Origin of the sequence: Adlercreutzia faecimuris, assembly GCF_022669055.1 — a bacterium.
Taxonomy (GTDB): Bacteria; Actinomycetota; Coriobacteriia; order Coriobacteriales; family Eggerthellaceae; genus Enterorhabdus; species Enterorhabdus faecimuris.
Window position 1 is genome coordinate 292,890 of record NZ_JAJMLW010000001.1, and the last position, 19,262, is coordinate 312,151.

The 19,262-nt window shown below is 68.3% G+C and carries 12 protein-coding genes; 9 read left to right on the forward strand and 3 right to left on the reverse strand.

The genetic code is table 11. From position 1 onward, the window contains the following. Positions 1–46 precede the first annotated feature (46 nt). Together LPT13_RS00925 and LPT13_RS00930 are read right to left on the reverse strand one after the other, a co-directional pair. Positions 47–2,317 (reverse strand): response regulator, encoded by a 2,271-nt coding sequence (locus LPT13_RS00925; RefSeq protein WP_242162596.1) that lies wholly within the window; start codon positions 2,315–2,317, stop codon positions 47–49. A gap of 128 nt (positions 2,318–2,445) precedes the next feature. Continuing rightward, positions 2,446–3,369: a LysR family transcriptional regulator gene (locus LPT13_RS00930; RefSeq protein WP_242162598.1), complete on the reverse strand. Its 924-nt coding sequence runs from the start codon at positions 3,367–3,369 to the stop codon at positions 2,446–2,448. A 240-nt stretch (positions 3,370–3,609) separates the two neighbouring features. Between LPT13_RS00930 and LPT13_RS00935 the strand changes: the two genes are divergently transcribed. From LPT13_RS00935 to LPT13_RS00955, 5 genes are all read left to right on the forward strand, one after another. Further along, positions 3,610–4,950 (forward strand): phenylacetate--CoA ligase family protein, encoded by a 1,341-nt coding sequence (locus LPT13_RS00935; RefSeq protein WP_242162600.1) that lies wholly within the window; start codon positions 3,610–3,612, stop codon positions 4,948–4,950. Between the two features lie 12 nt (positions 4,951–4,962). Further along, positions 4,963–5,616, forward strand: coding sequence for a LysR family transcriptional regulator substrate-binding protein (locus LPT13_RS00940; RefSeq protein ID WP_242162602.1), 654 nt, complete (start codon positions 4,963–4,965; stop codon positions 5,614–5,616). Between the two features lie 591 nt (positions 5,617–6,207). Next, complete coding sequence (locus LPT13_RS00945; RefSeq protein ID WP_242162604.1) at positions 6,208–7,617, forward strand: 2-oxoacid:acceptor oxidoreductase family protein; 1,410 nt, start codon at positions 6,208–6,210, stop codon at positions 7,615–7,617. After that, complete coding sequence (porA, locus tag LPT13_RS00950; RefSeq protein WP_242162606.1) at positions 7,614–8,852, forward strand: pyruvate ferredoxin oxidoreductase; 1,239 nt, start codon at positions 7,614–7,616, stop codon at positions 8,850–8,852. The genes LPT13_RS00945 and porA overlap by 4 nt, the downstream gene beginning before the upstream one ends. Position 8,853: 1 nt before the next feature. Beyond that, positions 8,854–10,035, forward strand: coding sequence for a thiamine pyrophosphate-dependent enzyme (locus LPT13_RS00955; RefSeq protein ID WP_242162608.1), 1,182 nt, complete (start codon positions 8,854–8,856; stop codon positions 10,033–10,035). A 953-nt stretch (positions 10,036–10,988) separates the two neighbouring features. Here the strand turns inward: LPT13_RS00955 and LPT13_RS00960 are convergent. After that, a complete protein-coding gene (locus LPT13_RS00960; RefSeq protein ID WP_242162610.1) occupies positions 10,989–12,278 on the reverse strand; it encodes an ATP-binding protein in 1,290 nt (429 codons plus the stop codon). 256 nt (positions 12,279–12,534) lie between these two features. On the opposite strand from LPT13_RS00960, the gene LPT13_RS00965 reads away from it, so the two are divergent. The 4 genes from LPT13_RS00965 (at position 12,535) to LPT13_RS00980 (ending at position 19,212) form a co-directional block, all read left to right on the forward strand. Then, complete coding sequence (locus LPT13_RS00965; protein ID WP_242162612.1) at positions 12,535–14,058, forward strand: alanine/glycine:cation symporter family protein; 1,524 nt, start codon at positions 12,535–12,537, stop codon at positions 14,056–14,058. Positions 14,059–14,359: 301 nt separating this feature from the next. After that, positions 14,360–15,703: a sensor domain-containing diguanylate cyclase gene (locus LPT13_RS00970; RefSeq protein WP_242162614.1), complete on the forward strand. Its 1,344-nt coding sequence runs from the start codon at positions 14,360–14,362 to the stop codon at positions 15,701–15,703. A 318-nt stretch (positions 15,704–16,021) separates the two neighbouring features. Continuing rightward, positions 16,022–17,344 carry a hypothetical protein gene (locus LPT13_RS00975; protein ID WP_242162616.1) on the forward strand — a complete coding sequence of 441 codons (1,323 nt, stop codon included), beginning with the start codon at positions 16,022–16,024 and terminating at the stop codon, positions 17,342–17,344. 323 nt (positions 17,345–17,667) lie between these two features. Continuing rightward, complete coding sequence (locus LPT13_RS00980; RefSeq protein ID WP_242162618.1) at positions 17,668–19,212, forward strand: amino acid permease; 1,545 nt, start codon at positions 17,668–17,670, stop codon at positions 19,210–19,212. The last annotated feature ends 50 nt before the right edge of the window (positions 19,213–19,262 follow it).

Consider the following 19,262-nt stretch of genomic DNA (forward strand, 5'->3'; position numbering starts at 1 on the left):
GCCCTCTTGCGTGTAGGGTCGGGCGCGCGGCGCGGCCCCACACGCGTTACCCCAGGTACTCGCGCAGGTTGCGCTCCAGCTCGGCCAGGTTGATGGGCTTGGCCATGAAGCCGTCCATGCCGGCCGCCAGCGCGCGGGAGCGATCCTCGTTGAAGGCGTTGGCCGTCATCGCCACGATGGGCACGTGCGCGCGCCCGGCCTCGCGCTCCTGGGCGATGATCGCCTCGGTGGCCTCGATGCCGTCCATGCGGGGCATCTGCCAGTCCATGAAGATCAGCTGGTAGCGGCCCTCCTCGGCGCGGGCTGCCATGTCCACGGCCTCCTGGCCGTCGCAGGCGCACTCGACCGACGCGCCCAGCTGCTCGATGAGCTCGGTCGCGATCTCGCGGTTAAGCTCGTTGTCCTCCACCAGCAGCACGCGCCCCGACACCGGGCGGCGCGACGACCCGGCCACCAACGCCTCCTCGGGCGCGCCGTCGACGCATACCGACCGGAGCACGTGGAACAGGCGCGAGCGGAACAGCGGCTTGGACACGAAGGCCGACACCCCCACCTCGCGCGCCTCCTCCTCGATCTCCGTCCAGTCGTAGGCGCTCATCAGCACGATGGGCATGGCGTCGCCCACCTCGCGGCGGATCTGGCGGATGGTGGCCAGCCCGTCCATCCCCGGCATGATCCAGTCGACAATGACGGCGCGGTAGTCGTCCCTCTCCTCGTGGGCGGCCTTCGTCAGCGCCACCGCCTCGAGCCCCGACGCCGAGCACTCGCCGCGCACGCCGAAGCCGCGCAGCACCGCGCGGGTGTTCTCCAGCACGTCGCGGTCGTCGTCGACCACCAGCACGCGCAGCCCCTCCAGGCAGTCGTCGCTCAGATCCTCCTCGTCGTCGGCGATGGGGCGCATCGGCACGATCACGGTGAAGGTCGATCCGACGCCCGGCTGGCTCTCCACCGTGATGGTGCCGCCCATGAGGTCGACGATGTTCTTCGTGATGGCCATGCCCAGGCCCGTGCCCTCGGTGAAGCGCGTCTTCTCGTTGCCCTCACGCTCGAACGGGTCGAAGATGTGCTCGAGGAACTCCGGCTCCATGCCGATGCCCGTGTCGTGCACGACGAAGCGGTAGTTGCTGTAGCCAGGGCGCAGCGTGGGCTCCTCGGTGACCGAGATGCGCACGGAATCGCCCTCCTCGGTGTACTTCACGGCGTTGCCCGCCAGGTTCATGAGCACCTGGTTCACGCGCATGGCGTCGCCGATCACCATCTCGCTGGCGATGTTGCCCACCACCACGTCGAAGTGCAGCTTCTTCGCCTTGGCCTGGGGCTGCACGATGGTGACGAACTCGCCGATGAGGTCGGGGAACGAGAAGGGATCCTCGTTGAGCGACATCTTGCCGCTCTCGATCTTTCCCATGTCGAGCACGTCGTTGATGAGCCCGAGCAGGTGGCGCGACGAGGTGGCGATGCGCGCGAGGCACTCCTTGACGCGGATGGGGTCGTCCAGGTGAGAGTCGGCGATGGCGGTCAGCCCGACGATGGCGTTCATCGGCGTGCGGATGTCGTGGGACATGTTGGAGAGGAACGACGACTTGGCCGCATTGGCGCTCTGGGCCAGCTCGAGCGCCTCCTCCAGGCTCTCGCGCAGCTGGTTCTCGCGGTCGGACTTGCGCCGCAGGATGGTCAGGTAGACGGTGAGAGAGAACACGACGGCGGCCATGAGCGCGCAGGACACGATGAGCGTCTGGTGTCCGGCGGCGGTGACCGTCGTGTACATGGCGTCCACCGCGTCGGTGGACTCGTCCAGGATGGCGATGTCGATGGCCAGCAGGTTCTCGATCTGCGGGAAGATGGTGCCCTCGGCGTAGGCGCGGATGGCCTCGTCGGATATGGCGGGGTTGGACACCATGCCCAGGTAGTAGCGCACGTCCCCTGCGAGCTCGCGGTAGCCCTCGGAGAGCTCCTCGGCGGCGGAGGGGTCGCTCACGTGGTTGTCGGCGATGAAGTCCAGCTGGGCGGCGAGCCCCGCGTCGATCCCCTGGAACGACGAGCGTAGGCTCTGGGCCACCTCGGCGTTGCGCACGTAGGCCGGCCGCTCGGATATGGTGCGCAGCTGGACGAGCAGCGTCTCGACGCGGCCCGCCGCCACCGACACGGGGTAGGGCCCCTGCCTCACGGTCTGCACCTGGCCGTTGATGGTGACGGTGTTGTTCAGCGTGACCCCGAAGAAGGCCAGGAGGAACAGCGCGAGGATGACGGCGGTCAGCCGTGACAGGATGTCGGATCGCACGCTCGCGCGACGGTTCAGATCGGCGGAACTTGGCATGGCGGCTTCTCTTCCCGGTTAGGTGGGGCGATGGGTATTTAGATTCAGGATACCGTTTCCTGCCGGCACCTCGATGCTGGGCGGGGAAAATTATCCGGATGGGCCGCCAGGGGCGCGGGAATCCGCCCCTAGCGCAGGCACTCGTCGACGGTGGGGTTGCGCGCGATCACCTCGCGCAGGGCGTCGATGTAGCGCACGAGCAGCTCGCTCGGCTTGCGCTCGTCGTGCATGAGGTAGCCGACCTCCATGGTGGCGTCGGTGTCGAGGGGGATCGACGCGATGCCGGAGTGCATCTCCTCGGACAGCACGCCGGTGGACAGGGTGAAGCCGCTGTGATGGGTGAGCAGGTTGGTGAGCGTGCCGCGGTCGGATATGCGGATGACCTTCTTATGAGGCAGGAAGCTGAAGGGCTCCTCGGCGTAGTAGAACGAGTTGTCCGCGCCCTGCTCGAAGGAGTAGCGCGGGTAGGGCTCCAAGTCCTCCGGCGTCAGCACGGCGCGCCCGGCCAGTGGGTGGCGCTCGCTCAGGAAGACGTGGACTCCGGCGCGGAAGAGGGGGTAGAACGACACGCCCGCCTCGGCGAAGGCGCGCTCGAGCACGCGGCGGTTGAAGTCGTCGACGTAGAGGATGCCGGCCTCGCTGCGGAAGGAGCGCACGTCGTCGATGATCTGGCCGGTGGCGCACTCGCGCAGGATGAAGTCGTACTCGTCGCCCTGGAACTCGTCGGCCACCTGCATGAACGCCTGCACGCTGAAGTAGTAGTGCTGGGTGGACACGGCCAGCCGCGCGTGGGGCGCATCGCCGGCGTAGCGTGCCTCGAGCATGTCGGCCTGCTCGACCACCTGGCGCGCGTAGCCCAGAAGCTCGGTGCCGTCGTTGGTGAGCGTGACGCCGCGGTTGCTGCGCGTGAAGATGGTGATGCCGAGCTCGCGCTCGAGCTCCTTGACGGCCGTCGACAGGTTCGACTGCGACGCGTAGAGCCGCGCCGCCGCCGCGTTGATGGATCCCTGCTCCGCGATGGCGATCAGGTACCGAAGCTGCTGCAAGGTCATGCCGGCTCTCCCTTCGAATGCCGAGGCGCGCGCCGTCTCGCCGCGGCGGCGCGAGAATGTTTCACGTGAAACATTCTCCCCTATAATTCTCTTCCCAATGCTAAGCCAGGTTATCGTTTTTTCCTATAGCATTCCATCAGAACATCGAATCATCGGGAGCCTTGCCCGCGCGCGCGAACAGTGGTTTCATACGACGTGCTGGTTTTTCCGGCGCACGACCCCAGAAGCGAAGGAGCCCCCATGGCCAAGGACATTCCCTACGATCAGAAGTACTACGATCCGGAGATCGAGTGCATGCCGCGCCCCGAGCTCGAGGCGATGCAGCTCGAGCGCCTGAAGGCCATGGTCGCCTACGCCTACGAGAACACCGTCTACTACAAGCGCAGCTTCGACGAGGCCGGGGTTCATCCCGACGACATCACCTGCCTGAAGGACATCGAGAAGTTCCCCTTCATCGACAAGAAGACCGAGCGCGACACCCAGCACGTCGGCAGCTTCTTCGGCGAGATGTGCTCGGTGCCCGAGGAGGAGGTCGTCTTCATGGCCACCTCGTCCGGCTCGACCGGCGTCCCCACGGTGAGCCCCTTCACCCAGGAGGACTTCGACCTGTGGCAGGACACTGAGGCGCGCCTGTTCTGGCAGGCCGGCATGCGCCCCAACGACCGCTACGTCCACGGACTGAACTTTGCCCTGTACGTCGGCGGCCCCGACGTCATCGGCGCGCAGCGCCTGGGCGCGCTGGCCATCTGGGTGGGCGCCGTGCCCTCCGACCGCCTGCTGTTCGTGCTCAAGCAGTACCAGCCCACCGTCATCTGGACGAGCCCGTCGTACGCCTGGCAGCTGGGCGAGAAGGCGAAGGAGAAGGGCTTCGACCCGCGCGAGGACTTCTCCATCCACACCATCATCGTGGCCGGCGAGCCGGGCGGCTCCATCAAGTCCACGCGCGAGGCCATCGAGAACCTGTGGGGCGCGAAGGTGGTCGACTTCTTCGGCCTGTCCGACATCTACGGCGCCTGCGCGGCCATGTGCGAGGCGAAGGACGGCCTGCACATCGTCGAGGACCAGATCCTCGTGGAGACGGTCGACCCCGCCACCGGCGAGGTGCTCGAGCCGGGCGAGCAGGGCGAGCTGGTGTACACCACGCTCATGAAGAAGGCGCGCCCGATGATCCGCTTCCGCACCGGCGACATCGGCTACGTGTCCACCGAGAAGTGCGAGTGCGGCCGCACGCTGGCCCGCATCCACGTCACCGGCCGCAAGGACGAGATGTTCATCGTCGGCGCCGTGAACGTGTTCCCCACCGACATCGAGTACGTCGTGCGCGCTGAGCAGGGCCTGACCGGCGAGTACTCCATCCGCGTGTACGACCAGGACTTCACCACCAAGTACGAGGTGTCCGTCGAGCGCGCCCAGGGATCCGAGGAGCCCTACGATGAGGTGGCGCGCCGCGTTGAGAACGCGCTGAAGACGCACACCGGCGTGCGGCCCGCCAAGGTCATCGTGTATGATGCGGGCAGGCTCGGCACGTCGTCGGAGCACAAGGCGTCGCGCTTCGTCGACGAGCGCACGTCCGCCAAGTAGAAAGGAGCCGTCGTGGCCAAGACCTTCTCCGTTTCCGGTCAGCACTACCTCTTCGACGTGCAGACCTTCGCCCAGGTGGTGCTCACCGCCGGCGGCGACGAGTTCCACTACGCGCTGTACGACCGCACGACCCAGGGCGTCATCGACGACGTGGTGTCGGGCAAGAGCGACCTGGGCGTCATCTTCCAGACCACCGAGACGGCCGACGACCTGAACGCCGCCCTGGCCGCCGCCGGGCTCGAGTTCCACGAGCTCATCCGCAGCGCGCCGCGCGTGGCCCTGCCGGCGAGCCACCCCATGGTGAACGCCGACAAGCTGACGCTCGACGCCATGGCCGACTATCCCTACATCTACTTCGACCAGGGCGACGACGCGCCGGAGAGCTTCTTCGAGGAGGCGCTGGCCACGGTGCCGCGCGCCAAGACCATCGCGTGCACCGACCGCGCGTCGCTCTCCGAGCTGATCGTCGCGCTCAACGGCTACACGGTGACCAGCGGCATCCTGGTGGGCATCTCCGACGGCGCGTCGCTCAAGACCGTGCCGCTCGACACCGACGTGCAGCTGTACCTGGGCTACGTCACGCGCCAGGGCGCCCAGCTGAGCGAGCTGGAGCAGCGCTTCGTCGAGAAGCTGGAGAAGAACCTGGAGAAGTACGCGCGGTTCTAGCGCGTGGAGCCCGCGAGTGCGCGACGCGTGCTAGAGCGTGGCGCGAGCAAGTGCGCGGCGCGGGAGGGCGAGTGGCGCAGCCGGACGCGCGGTGCGAGCAAGAGTAGGGCGCCCCCTATGTTTCACATGAAACATAGGGGGCGTTTTTTCTTTTGATAATACGGATCGCCCTTGGGAAATGTCACAGCGCCCGCTGAGAATGTTTCACGTGAAACACTTAGCTATGGTTAACTCTCTTGTCATGCTCCATCTGAGGCATGCTCCCAGTGTTTCACGTGAAACATCTGCGCGATTCGAGAAGCTCTGGCGGAACGGGGGGCGCTGCGCCGGTGGGGCTGCTAGGCGGAGGCGAATGGGTGTCATGCCGGCGATGTTTCACGTGAAACATTCTCAGGGGGAATCAGAGGTGCCGGGAACAGAATGCTGGGACAGCAGGGTCGTCGGGAAGGAGGGGGTGGGATGCAGGGCGGGACGCGATGTGCCGGGGCGGGGGCGCCGGGGGTGGGGAGGAAGCGTGCGGATGGGGAAGTCGCCCGGGGGCGGCGCGGCGGGTTTCCCTATACTGGGGGGATGAAGAGAAGGGACTCACCTATGATCGAAGTTCTGTGGCACGGCCGCGGCGGGCAGGGCGCGTTCACGGCGGCGCGGCTGCTGGGCGCGGCAGCGTCGATGGACGAGGACGCCTACGCGCTGGCGTTCCCGTCGTTCGGGCCCGAGCGCCGCGGCGCCCCCATGCGTGCGTTCACCAAGATGTCCGATGCGCCCATTGGCGACCGCAGCGCCATCACGCGGGCCGACTACGTGGTGTACCTGGACGACACGCTGCTGGCCGGCGGCTGGGAGGATGAGCTGAAGCCCGGCGGCGTCGCGCTTGTGAACAGCGCGAAGGCTGCGGACGCGCTGCTGGCTGCCGTCGGCGGAAGTCCCGAGGCGGCGGGCAGGCTGCTCGTGATCGACGCCAACGGCATCTCGGAGGCGCTGCTCGGGCGGCCCATCCCCAACACGGTGTTCCTGGGGGCGCTGTCGATCCTGTGCGACCGGGTGACGGTCGAGGCGGTGGCCGAGGCCGTGCGCCAGTACATGGCCCCCAAGCTGCATGAGAAGAACCTGGCCATCGTCGCCGAGGCGCGCCATGCCACGGCCCAGGCCCTCGTCGCCCGCGCCGAGGCGCGTCGCGCTCGGGGGGAAGGCGCGGGAGGCGCGGAAGGCACGCGGGCGGCCGCTGGGGTGGGTGCGCGTGCTGTGAGTGGAGCGAGCGTTTCACGTGAAACATCGGCTGGCGGGAATCCGCCGACGCCTGTCGCGGAGCATCCGGCGGCGGAAGCCCCGGCGTCTGCGGAGCTGCGCGGCGGCGCTGCCCCCGCGTCTCCGGCGCCCTGTGGCGGCGTTGCCCTGGCGGCGTCTGCGCCCCTTCGGGACGGCGCCGTCGCCATTCCCCGGCTTCGCGAGGAGATCGCGGCGACCGGCTCCGGCGACGCCGACGCGCCCACCCTCCCGAGCCTCGACCCGCGGGACTTCGCGCGATCCACGTGCTACCAGGCGGGGCACCTGGTGACGCGCAACGCCGGATGGCGCAACGAGCGCCCGCTGCTGGCCCCCGCGCTGTGCACCGGCTGCCTCCAGTGCTATCTCTACTGCCCGGACGGCGCCATCGTCCGGACGCACGCGACCAAGGATCAGCTCTCCGCGTCCGATTCCGCCATCGCCGCCGTCGCCTTCGACTACGGCTTCTGCAAGGGCTGCGGTGTCTGCGTCAAGGCCTGCCGCTTCGACGCCATCACGATGATCCCCGAGGAATCCGCCCTGGCCGTCGAGCGCCAGGTTGCCGCCGAGCGTGCCGCCGCTTCTGCCACGCCCGTCGGGTCGCCTGTGCCCGCCGGCGCACCCGCCGGGTCGCCCGCGGCCGGCCCCGGCGCGGCTTCCGGCTCCGCTCCCGCCGCCGGCGAGCGGCTGGCCGGCGCCTTCCTGTCCGACTACGAGAGCGAGGGTGGTGCCCGATGAAGCGCTTCCTTTCCGGCGACGAGGCCCTGGCCGAGGGCGTGCGCCTCGCGCGCCCGCAGGTGATATCGGCCTATCCCATCACGCCGCAGACCGTGGTGGTCGAGCGCCTGTCCGAGATGGTGGAGTCCGGCGCGCTGGCTGCCGAGTACGTCCACGTCGAGTCCGAGCACTCGGCTCTGTCCTGCGCCATGGGCGCGTCGGCCACCGGCGCGCGCACGTTCACAGCCACGTCGAGTCAGGGCCTGCTGTACATGGCCGAGGTGCTGACCTACGCCGCGGGCGGCCGCTTTCCCATCGTGATGATGAACGCGAACCGCTCCACCGCGCTGCCGTGGAACATCTACGGAGATCAGCGCGACTCGCTGGCGCTGCTCGACCACGGCTGGATCCAGGCCTACGCCGAGAGCAACCAGGAAGCGCTCGACCTGGCGCTCATGGCCTACGCCATCGCCGAGGACCCGCGCGTCAGCACGCCGTTCATGGTGAACCTGGACGGCTTCGCGCTGACGCACACCTACGAGAACGTGGACATTCCCGACCCCGAGCAGGCCGATGCGTTCCTGCCGCCCTACCGGACGGCCAACCGCTTCGACTTCGGGAATCCCGTGAACATGGGGTACTCGGCCGGCCTGGAGTACAACCGCTACTTCAAGTACTGGGAGCATCGCGACATGGCCGCCGCGCCCGCGGTGATCGCCGAGGTGGAGGATCGCTTCGCCGCCGTGTTCGGGCGGCGCTACCCGGGGATGGTCGAGGCGTACCGCGCCGAGGACGCGGACGTGGTGCTGGTGACGCTCGGGTCGGTCGCGGGGCTCGTGCGCGAGGTGGTCGACCGCCTGCGCGCGGCGGGGCTGCGCGCCGGGCTCGTGCGCATCCGCTACATGAGGCCGTTCCCGGCCGCGGCGCTGGCCGGGCTGCTGTCCGGCGCGCGGGCGGCGGGCGTGCTGGAGAAGGACGTGTCGTTCGGCGCGGAGGGGACGGTCTTCACGAACGTGAACTCGGCGCTGCAGCAGGCGGCGCTCACGGTGCCTACGATGGACTTCATCGGCGGACTCGGCGGCGACGACATCTCTGCCGAGCAGGTGGAGGAGGCGTTCTTCGAGCTGGCGGCCCTGGCCGAGGTGGCGGCGGAGGATCCGCGCGCCGCCGCGGCGGTGGATCGCGTGCGCTTCCTGGGCATCGAGGATAGCGAGCCCGCGGTCCCGGCGGACTGCGGCGCAGAAGGCGGTGAGTAGGATGACCCAGGAGCGATGGTCCGAGGTGCTCTTCGGCGCCGGGGTGGACGCCCCGGTGGAGGCGCCCTCCGGTGAGCCCGGCGTGGCCGGGCGCCTGTCCGCCGCCACCCCCCGTGGCCGCCATGCCGCGCCCGAGCGCCGCCCCGGTGACGCGGCAGACCCGGCGACGCGTCGCCCCGGCGATGCGAGCGCCGCGCCCGAGCGCCGCCCCGCGGCTGCCGATGCGTCCGCCGAGCGCCGCCCCGGTGACGCGGGAGCGCCTGCCCCGCGCCCGAGCGCGCGCACCATTCCCGACGACGAGCTCTTCTTCGGCCACAAGGCCTGCGCTGGCTGCGGCGGCAGCCTGGCCGTCCGCGCCGCGCTCAAGGTGCTGGGCCCCCACGCGGTCTGCGCCCTGCCGGCCGGCTGCATGAGCGCCGTCGGCTTCAACTTCCCGCAGCTTTGCTTCGCCAACAACGCGATGATCACCCCTTTTGCCGCCACGGCCGCGGTGCTGACCGGCATTGAGGCGGGGCTGCGCGCCCAGGGGATCAAGCCCGAGGACTGCACGGTGGTCGGTTTCGCCGGCGACGGCGGCACGGCCGACATCGGGCTGCAGGCGCTCTCCGGCGCCATCGACCGCGACGACGACATCCTCTACATCTGCTACGACAACGAGGCGTACATGAACACGGGTATCCAGAAGAGCTCGCTGACCCCGTTCGGCGCCAAGACCACCACCACGCCGGCGGGCCGCAACGCCCACGGCTGCCTCACGCAGAAGAAGAGCCTGTTCGAGATCGTGGCCGCGCACGGCATCCCCTACGCCGCCACCGCGTCCATCGGCTACCTGCCGGACTTCATGGCGAAGGTGCAGAAGGCGGCCTCCATCCGCGGGACGAAGTACATCCACGTGATGGCACCGTGCCCGACCGGCTGGGGCTGCGGCGTGGACGAGGCGGTGGAGCTGGCGAAGGAGGTCGTCGACTGCGGCCTGTGGTACCTGGCCGAGTACGAGGGGCCGGCCGTCAGCGGCCGCCCGGGCGGCACGTTCTCGCTCACCCGCAACCCGCGCAGCTTCACGAGCGTCGAGGCCTACCTGCGTCGCCAGGGCCGCTTCCGCGCGCTGACCGATGAGGAGGTGGCCTCCGTCGTGGTGGGCCGCGACCAGAAGTGGGAGGCGCTCCGGCGCGACTGGGCCTAGCCTCTTACTTATATATAAGTAAGAGAATGGAGGATAGACGGCTCGCGCTGATCCGTCCTCTTCGTCCGCCGCGGTTGGCCTCCTGAGGCTGTCCGCGGCGGACGGCTTTATATCTATGGTGAACGGTTATATAGTTGACAATCGTCGAATCGATAGTATTTATTCTTTATTCTGTCAAATATTCATTCATCTTAGTCAAAAATTATAAAACTCCTGTTCACTAACGGTGTTTTCCATAGCTTATTTGCTGAGTGAATTAGTGAAAAATGATTCATCAACTTAGTGAAGAAGAGAAAAGAGTGCCTTTCCGGCCAGAATTCGACTCTCTCATTGGTTAGTTTTACAATTAAAGTGAACGAACGACATAAAAAATGTAATGAACGAAAACAGGGCGAAAAATCACTCCCGTCCGCTCTTGAGAGTGCCGTTTTCTCCTGGCTAATATGGCCCTGTCGTCAGCGGGAGAGCAACCGCGGCGGCGACGTTGAAAACCTACCGGCCGTCGGATTCTGGCAATCGCGCGCCGCGCGCCCTCGGAAAGAGGCGTCGCGAAGGCAGCGCAAACCCGAGGGCTCGCGATATCCGCACGAGGCTTCCCTGCACGGCCGTCAGGGAACGCCCGGTGCGAAGAAGAGGGGAGGCGTCCCGGCAAAGCCGCCTCCCTCCTTACGATTCTCAGGCAAAGGCGCCTGGAACGCTGGCACGTGCCCCCGCTGTGCCGGCGTTCCAGGCGCCTTTGCTGCGTTCAGGCGAAAAATGTTTCACGTGAAACATTCCGAGCACTTCGAGGAAGCGCGTGCGCGCGTAGGGGTGCGCGTCTGAGCGTAGCGCGCAAAAGGAGGGGGGCGTGTGTTCAACGCTCGCGTGGGGGGGGCAGATCGGACGATCCGCGAATTGTTTCACGTGAAACATTTCGGGCGCGTCGAGTGGGCGCGGCGCGTAGGTGGCGTGCGCTAGGCGAGGGGGTGCCAGAAGCCGGTCTTGGTGGAGCCGATGCGCTCGATGAGGCGCAGCTGGGTGAGGCGGCGGAGGGATCGCCGCACGGTGCTGTCGCTCACGGCGAGGTCGGCTGCCAGGACGGCGGCGGTGGGGCGGTCGTCGGCGCGCAGGCGCTCGAGCACGCGGCGATCCACGCGCGACAGGCGCAGGTCGGCCAGGGGGTCGGGCGGCGCGGGCTCGAGCGGCAGCGTCACCGCGACCTCGTCGGCGCCCAGCGCGAAGCGCGGCGCGGGAAGGCCGGCCTCGGCGCAGGCCGCGGCCATCAGCACGCAGCCCCCGCCCCAGGCGCCCACGGCGCCGAGCCGCCCCAGGGCCGCGGTCAGCGCGGGGTTGGCCGGCCGGGCGGAGTGGGGCGCGCCCAGGGTCTCGGCCGTCCACGCGGCAGGCGGCCGCCCGACGTTGACGACGGTCATGCGATCGGGCATCACGCTCACCTGCACCGGCGCCCCGCTGGCGTAGTCCTTGTGGGCGAGCGCGTTCAGCAGCGCCTCGCGCAGGGCGCCGGCGGGCAGCGACCCGGCCACGACGCGGTCGCCGCGCCGCGGCCCCAGCACCGCATCGACCACCTGGTCGGCCTGGGAGGGGAGGGTCCCGCGCGCCTCCAAGCGCTGAGCGGGTCGCGGGCTGGCGTCATCGTCGAAGAACCCCACGCGCACGAACGCGCCGTCGATCACCTGGTCGGGGGAGCGGTGCGCCAGCAGCACGCCCGCATGGTTGAGGAACCCGGTCGCCTCGTCGGCCAGGCCCGCAGCTGCCAGGCAGCGCACGACGGCCGGTGCGCTGCGCAGGTCGTCCTCGGGCACGCCCAGCCGCGCGAGCATCGCGGGATCTAGGTCGTCGAGCCGCGCGCCCGGCACGGGGCGGCGCTCCCAGGGCGCCTCCTCCTCGGTGTCGCGCCCGCGCAAAAAGCGCACCAGGTCGGCACCCACCAGCAGGGCCGTCTCGCCGTCGCGCCGCTGGAAGAAGCGCCCCTCGCAGCTGACGGGCGCCGCGCTCGGCAGCACCGTCACCTCCACGCCCATGCGCCCGCCGACCATCACCAGGTTCACCTCGCAGGTGATCCCCAGCTCCTCGTAGATGCGCACGGGCAGCCACTCGAGCGTCTCCAGCGACGACGACTTGCCGCGCCGCGACTCGGGAACCTCCACCAGGAGCGACCCGCCGTGGCCGTTCGCGAACGCGCACACGGTCTCCAGCCACGCCCCCTGGCGCAGGTCGGCCTGCTCGATGACTTCCTGATCCACGGCGGTTCCCCTCTGGTCTCTCTAGGGGGATTCTAGCAAAACCAAGATGGGGAAGGGGGCGGCGGGCGCGCTCCGCGCGGGACGGGTGCGCGCGACATCCCCCACGGACGAGCGCGTCGTCGGCGCGCTGCCGAGGGAGGGTGGGGAAGGGGCCGGGCGCGGCGGGCGCGGCGCGCGGCGGGTCTGATAGAATGGCGGCTTGCAAAGGGGATCGGCCGGGCCTTCCGGTCGGGATATCGCGAAGGAGGAGGGGCCCATGGGAGACCTGACGGAGCTCAATGACCTGCTCATCGCCGTCACGGGCGAGATCGACGGGTTCATGTACACCTACATCCTGGTGTTTCTGCTGGTAGCCGTCGGCATCTGGTTCACCGTGCGCACCAAGTGCGTGCAGATCCGCTACCTCAAGGACATGTTCACCCAGCTGACCGAGAAGAAGCACGTTCAGGGAGAGCGCTCCATCTCGTCGTTCCAGGCGCTCATGGTGTCCACCGCCTCGCGTGTGGGTACGGGCAACATCGCCGGCATCGCCACGGCCATCGCCACCGGCGGCCCGGGCGCGGTGTTCTGGATGTGGGTCATGTCCATCGTGGGCGCGGCCTCGGCGTTCATCGAGTCGACCCTCGCGCAGATCTGGAAGGTGCGCGGCGCCGACGGCGAGTTCCGCGGCGGCCCGGCCTACTACATCCAGCAGGGCCTGGGCAAGCGCTGGCTCGGCATCGTCTTCGCCATCGCCCTCATCCTGTGCTTCGCCTTCGGCTTCAACGGGCTCCAGGCCTACAACATGACCTCGGCGCTGGAGTACTACATCCCCGACTACGCCACCAACGGCACCGCCATCGCCGTGGGCCTCGTGACCATCGTGTTCACCGCCTTCGTCATCTTCGGCGGCGCCAAGCGCATCTCCATCATCACGTCCATCGTTGTGCCCGTCATGGCCATCGCCTACATCGCGCTGGCCGTGTGGACGACGGTCGCCAACCTCGGCGAGATCCCCGCCGTGTTCGCGCTCATCTTCGCGTCGGCCTTCGACTTCCAGGCCATCTTCGGCGGCTTCGCCGGGTCGGTGGTCATGCTCGGCATCAAGCGCGGCCTGTTCTCCAACGAGGCCGGCATGGGCTCGGCCCCCAACGCCGCCGCCACCGCCAGCGTGTCGCACCCCTGCAAGCAGGGCCTGGTGCAGAGCCTGTCGGTGTACATCGACACGCTGCTCATCTGCACCTGCTCGGCCATGATGGTGCTCATCTTCTACGTGCAGAACCCCGAGGCCGCCCAGGCGCTCAACGGCATGCCGCTCGTGCAGATGGCCGTGAACAACTCGGTGGGCGAGATGGGCATCCACTTCATCACGTTCGCCATCTTCGCCTTCGCGTTCTCCAGCCTCATCGGCAACTACTTCTACGCCGAGAGCAACATCCGCTTCATCGTCAACAACAAGTGGGTGCTGCTGGTGTTCCGCGTGCTGTGCCTGGCCGCCATCATGTACGGCTGCCTGAACAGCTTCGACCTGGCGTGGAACCTGGCCGACATCTTCATGGGCTTCATGGCCATCATCAACCTGGTGGCCATCCTGCTGCTGGGGAAGTGGGCGCTGCGGGCGCTCGACGACTACACGGCCCAGCGCCGCGCCGGCAAGGACCCCGTCTTCGTGGCGTCGAGCATCGACGGGATGCCCCCCACCGAGTGCTGGCACGAGGACGAGCTGCAGGACTTCGGCGCGCCGCCTATCAAGGAGTACCTGGACGAGGCGCTCGACGCGGACGCGCCCGCGCTCAAGTAGCCCGCGTCTGCCTGGCGTCCGCCGCGCTTGCGCCCGCCGCACCCGCGCCCGCGCGCGACGCACGCTGACCGCCTTCGAGCCCCCGGCCCCGCTGCCGGGGGCTTCTCTTTTCCGCCGCGGCGTCCTCGCCGCTTTTCGTGGCGGCGTCGCCGTCGTTCGTTACGGCGGCGACGTAGCTCGTTCGCCGCCGCGCTAGAATAGGGTTTTCGATTCCTGAGAAGCAGCCAGCCGGCCGACGTGCCGGCCCGGTGCGGGGGCCCGGGAGCGAAGAGACCGACGCGACGGGAAGGAAGCAACGCCCATGACCGTGTTCCATCGACTCTCCAAGGGCGCCGACGGCGAGATGAACGAGGAGGTCGTCAACGCCGAGGTATCCCGCGAGTTCCTCGAGCGCATCCCCGGCGGCCTGTTCCGCTACCGCGCCGAGGGCGAGCGCGCGGGCCAGATCGACTACGTCAGCAAGGACCTGCTGACGATGTTCGGCTGCGAGACCTACGACGAGTTCGTCGCCCTCACCGGCTGTTTGTTCTCCGGCATAGTGCACCCTGACGACCGCGCCCGCGTCGACCGCGAGATCGACGAGCAGATAGCCCGCGGCGACGTGGACCAGGTGACCTACCGCCTGAACCGCGTCGACGGGGAGACGGTGTGGGTGGACGACCGCGGCCGCTTCGTGCGCGACTCCGACGGCACCGCATGGTTCTACGTGACGCTCGTCGACATCACCGAGAAGGTGAGCTACCAGCACCAGATGGAGCGCGGCAACGAGCGCCTGGAGATACTCACCGCCCTCAGCAACGACGTCGTGTTCGACGTGGACTGCCCGTCGGGCGCCACCGAGGTGTTTGGCGACTTCGAGGGCCGCTTCGGCCGCAAGCCCCAGATGCCCGACCTCGTGCTGCGCCGCCGCTGCCAGGGCGAGTGCTGCCTGGACATATCCTGCTTCGACATCGAGCCCATGATGCAGCGCGTCACCCAGGGTAGCTTCGTGGAGTGCGAGACGTCCATCCTCGACTCCGACGAGCAGCCCATCTGGTTCCGCTACCAGTCGTTCGTCCAGTTCGACGAGAACGGCAACCCCGTGCGCCACGTGGGGCGCCTGCTCGACACCCACGAGATGGTGCTGCGCGAGAATCAGTTCCGCCGCAAGGCCGAGCACGACAGCCTCACCCAGCTCTACAACCGCGAGGCCGCCACGACGCGCATCGAGGAGTTCCTGGCCGAGGAAGAGGGCCCGTGCAGCTTCTTCATCATCGACGTGGACGACTTCAAGCACATCAACGACCGCTTCGGGCATCCCGAGGGCGACCGCGTGCTGCGCGAGATCGGGTCGTTCCTCGGCAAGGTCATGCGCAAGGAGGACGTCGTGGCGCGCTTCGGCGGCGACGAGTTCACCATCTTCGCGAAGGGCCTGGGGCCCGGGCCTGCCATCGAGAACATCCTGGCGCGCATCGCGAAGGGGCCGTCCGTCGGCGACGGCGACGGCGACGCCTGCGGCTGCGTGATGCCGACGCTCTCCATCGGCGCCGTGACCTGCCCCACGCCGGGCAAGACCTTCGATGAGATCTACCAGGCCGCCGACGAGACGCTCTACGAGGCCAAGCGCGCCGGCAAGGCCCAGGCGAAGCTCCGCGTCCTGGAGTAGCGCGGCCCGCACCCTTCCCCCGATCGACCGAGCAGGATGTTTCACGTGAAACATCCTGCTCTTTTTATGTAGGCGAGTCTACCTCAGCTGGCGCTCTTCCGGGGCCGGTATCGTTCCCCGCTGCCCTGGCGTGACCGCTGCGGGCGTTTTGTGGGGAAATAGGGGAGCCGCCTGCGTCGACGCCGGCTTTCACTTGAATTAGTGTACCGAATTTGGTACAACTGTTCCCACAAAACCTAGTAAGTAACTAGACTTTATGAACACCCCTTCCGCCCATGCGGGAGGATCCCGATGAAGACCAGAGGATGGAGGCATCCCTTGAGCAAGAAGACCAACGTGCGTGCCGCCGGGCCCCTGCCCGGGCTGCGAGGCAAGCTCGTCATCGCCGCGCTGGCCCTGGCCCTGGCGCTGGCCCCCGTGGGCACCTACGCCGGCCTGGCCGACGCCGCTGCCGTGCCCGATGCCGCTGTGGGCGGCGCCGCCGACGCGCCTGACGCTGCCACGACCGCGTCCCTGACCGCCGACGACGCCGCGCAGGACGCCCCCGCCGCGCCGGAGCCTGCCGATATCGCGGCCCCGCCCCGCTTCGCCGATGAGGAGACGCGCCCCAATCCGCCCGTCGACGGCGACAGCGCCGCCGACCACACCATGACGTTCTACTACTGCGAGCCCATGGGCTACGAGGATCCCGACTACAGCCATCCCAGCGGCATCCGCCTGCTGAAGAAGCGCGTGGTCACGGGCCTCAAGGCCGGCCAGGAGCTCGACACCTGGGACTACGTCGAGCAGATCGAGGGGCACGTGTTCTTCGACGCCTACCCCTCCAAGCCGGTGGTGTCTTCCGACGAGTCGAAGAACTACGTCGAGCTGGTGTACTTCAAGACCATGAATAGCGCCTGCACGGTGAACTACTTCGAGGTGAAGGGCACTCCGGGGGCCGTGGTGGGCTCTAACGACATCGCCATCGAGAAGATGGGCGAGTTCACCATCGAGAACCAGCGCTACGACCAGAAGATCGAGGGGCGCCAGGTGGCCGTCCCGATCGACGAGATGATCTACCTGGACAGCTACCCCCAGTCCATCCGCCTGAAGTCCGACCCGGCGGACAACGTGATCAACGTCTTCTACGCCGACACGCTGGCGACGCTGCCCGACGCCACGCCCGTGCCGGACGCCGGCGCCGCGCCCGACCCGGACGCGCCGGTCACGCCCGGCCCGGATGCCCCGACCACGCCCGGCGACGGCTCGGGCTCGGGTGACGCCGACGGCTCCGGCAAGCCCGAGGTCGTCCCGCCCGCGGACGGCGCCGTGCCCCCGGCCGGCGATGACGCCGACAAGCCCGCCGGCGACGGCGGCGCGAGCGGCGGCGCGGGCGACGCCACGCCCCCGGCCGGCGACGGCGCCAAGCCCGAGGGCGGCTCCGGCGCGGAGGCTCCCGCCGCGCCGGCTCCCACGCCGGCCGACCCGCCCGCCGCGTCCGGCTCCGACGCCGCCGGCGCCCCTGCGCCGAAGGCCGCGTCCGAGCTGCCCCAGACCGGCGACGCCCTGCCCGCGGCCATCGTCGGCTCGCTCGCCGCAGCCGCCGCGGCCGGCGCAGCGCTCCTGACGGCCAGCCGCCGCCTGCGCGCCACGCGCGGCTAGCGCACCGGGCGACCCGCTCGCGGCCGGCTCCTCGCCTGGTCGCTCGCACCCGCACTCATCGCCCCGCTTCTCCCTCCCCATCGCGAAAAGGGGCCCCTCCGCTCGGAGGGGCCCCTTTTCTATTCAGCGTCCCCTCTCATCGTTGATCGGAAGGCTCATGCCTTACGCCCCGGCGACGCGCCGTCCCAGCGAGGGTAACGCATGACGTTCCCGCTCGGGGATTCTTCTTCGCAGGCTGTACCTTCAGGGCACCCTATCAATTGTGTCAGGACGTGTGCTGAGGGGCACGCATTCTAGCACCGGCAAAAGAAAGGAGAGCGAGCATGAGCGCATCACAGAAGGCGCCTGTGGCGACCACGCCGGCATCCGGGTCGGCGTCGCCGCTCAAGACGCTCGGGTTCTTCGGCTTCTTCGCCATCACCGCGTCCATGGTGATGACGGTGTACGCCTACCCGAATTTCGCTTCCTCCGGCATGCACCTCATCTTCTTCCTGATTCTGGGAGGTGTCTTCTGGTTCCTTCCCGTCGCGTTGTGCGCGGCCGAGATGGCAACCGTGAAGGGATGGGAGTCCGGCGGAATCTTCGCCTGGGTGGGTAACACCCTGGGCAAGCGCTGGGGCTTCGCCGCGCTGTTCTATCAATGGTTCCAGATCACGGTTGGTTTCGTGACCATGGCGTTCTTCGTCCTGGCCGCCATTTCCTTCATCGTGGGCTGGGACGCCCTCTATGACAACCCGCTCGTCATGTTCATCGGCGTCGCCATCATCGTGTGGGGCCTCACCCTCACGCAGCTGGGCGGCACGAAGCTGACGGCCCGCATCGCCAAGATCGGCTTCTTCGGAGGCGTGCTCGTTCCCGCCGTGCTGCTGCTGGTGGGCCTGGTGGCCTACCTGGCCACGGGCGGCGTCTCCCAGATCGACCTGGCCACCGCGAGCTATGTGCCTGACTTCACCAAGACCGGCACCCTCGTCATCTTCGCATCGTTCATCTTGGCCTTCGCCGGCGTCGAGGCATCGGCCTCTCACGTCAACGAGCTCAAGAACCCCGGTAAGATCTACCCGCTCGTCATGATCGTGCTGTGCGTGCTCACCATCGTGCTCGATACCCTGGGCGGCATGGCCGTGGCCATGACCATCCCGCTGGAGCAGCTCGAGGGCAACATGAGCGACGGCGTCATCGCCGCGTTCGCCGCCATCTTCGAGACCCACTTCCATGCTGGCTGGCTCGTCTACGTCATCGCCTTCCTGCTGGCCGCCGGCGTGCTGGCCGAGATCTCGTCCTGGATCGTCGGCCCGTCGCGCGCCCTGCTCGAGACTGCTAACGACGGCATCATCCCGAAGTCCTTCGCCAAGACCAACAAGCACGGTGTGAGCGTGAAGACGGTCGTCATCCAGGGCATCATCGTCACCATCTGGGACGCGGTGCTCTGCGGGTCGATGGCGCTTTCCGGCGGCTCCAGCTCGTCGGTGGCGTACCTGACCGCTGTCGGCCTGACCGTGGTCATCTACCTGGTCGGCTACGTGCTCTTCTTCCTGGGCTACTTCAACCTGGCCCTGAAGAAGAAGGACCTGCCCCGCGTGTTCCACGTGTTCGGCAAGAGCACCGTCGGCAAGTGCATCATGGCCGGCGTCGGTCTGGCCGTGACGCTGTTCGCCCTCATCATCTCGTTCTTCCCCTCCAGCGAGCTGTCCGCGCAGGCCAACATCGTCTACGTGATCACGCTTATCGTCTGCTGGGTCGTGTCCGTGGCCATCCCGTTCGTCATCTACGGGCTGCGCCATCACTGGGACGGCACGAAGAAGCCGGCTACGCCTGCTCCCAAGCCCACCCATCACAGCGGCACCCACGCGCCGCACCCCGCGGGCTAGCCCCGCGTAACGCGCCCGGGCCTGGCACGGCGCCGGCCCGGGCGCCCCAC

Bases quoted from the DNA above. Each gene is read 5' to 3' on its own strand.
- LPT13_RS00980 (WP_242162618.1), top strand. From the start codon at position 17,668: ATGAGCGCATCACAGAAGGCGCCTGTGGCGACCACGCCGGCATCCGGG.
- LPT13_RS00970 (WP_242162614.1), top strand. From the start codon at position 14,360: ATGACCGTGTTCCATCGACTCTCCAAGGGCGCCGACGGCGAGATGAAC.
- LPT13_RS00930 (WP_242162598.1), bottom strand. From the start codon at position 3,369: ATGACCTTGCAGCAGCTTCGGTACCTGATCGCCATCGCGGAGCAGGGA.
- LPT13_RS00955 (WP_242162608.1), top strand. From the start codon at position 8,854: ATGACCCAGGAGCGATGGTCCGAGGTGCTCTTCGGCGCCGGGGTGGAC.
- LPT13_RS00935 (WP_242162600.1), top strand. From the start codon at position 3,610: ATGGCCAAGGACATTCCCTACGATCAGAAGTACTACGATCCGGAGATC.
- porA (WP_242162606.1), top strand. From the start codon at position 7,614: ATGAAGCGCTTCCTTTCCGGCGACGAGGCCCTGGCCGAGGGCGTGCGC.
- LPT13_RS00965 (WP_242162612.1), top strand. From the start codon at position 12,535: ATGGGAGACCTGACGGAGCTCAATGACCTGCTCATCGCCGTCACGGGC.
- LPT13_RS00925 (WP_242162596.1), bottom strand. From the start codon at position 2,317: ATGCCAAGTTCCGCCGATCTGAACCGTCGCGCGAGCGTGCGATCCGAC.
- LPT13_RS00945 (WP_242162604.1), top strand. From the start codon at position 6,208: ATGATCGAAGTTCTGTGGCACGGCCGCGGCGGGCAGGGCGCGTTCACG.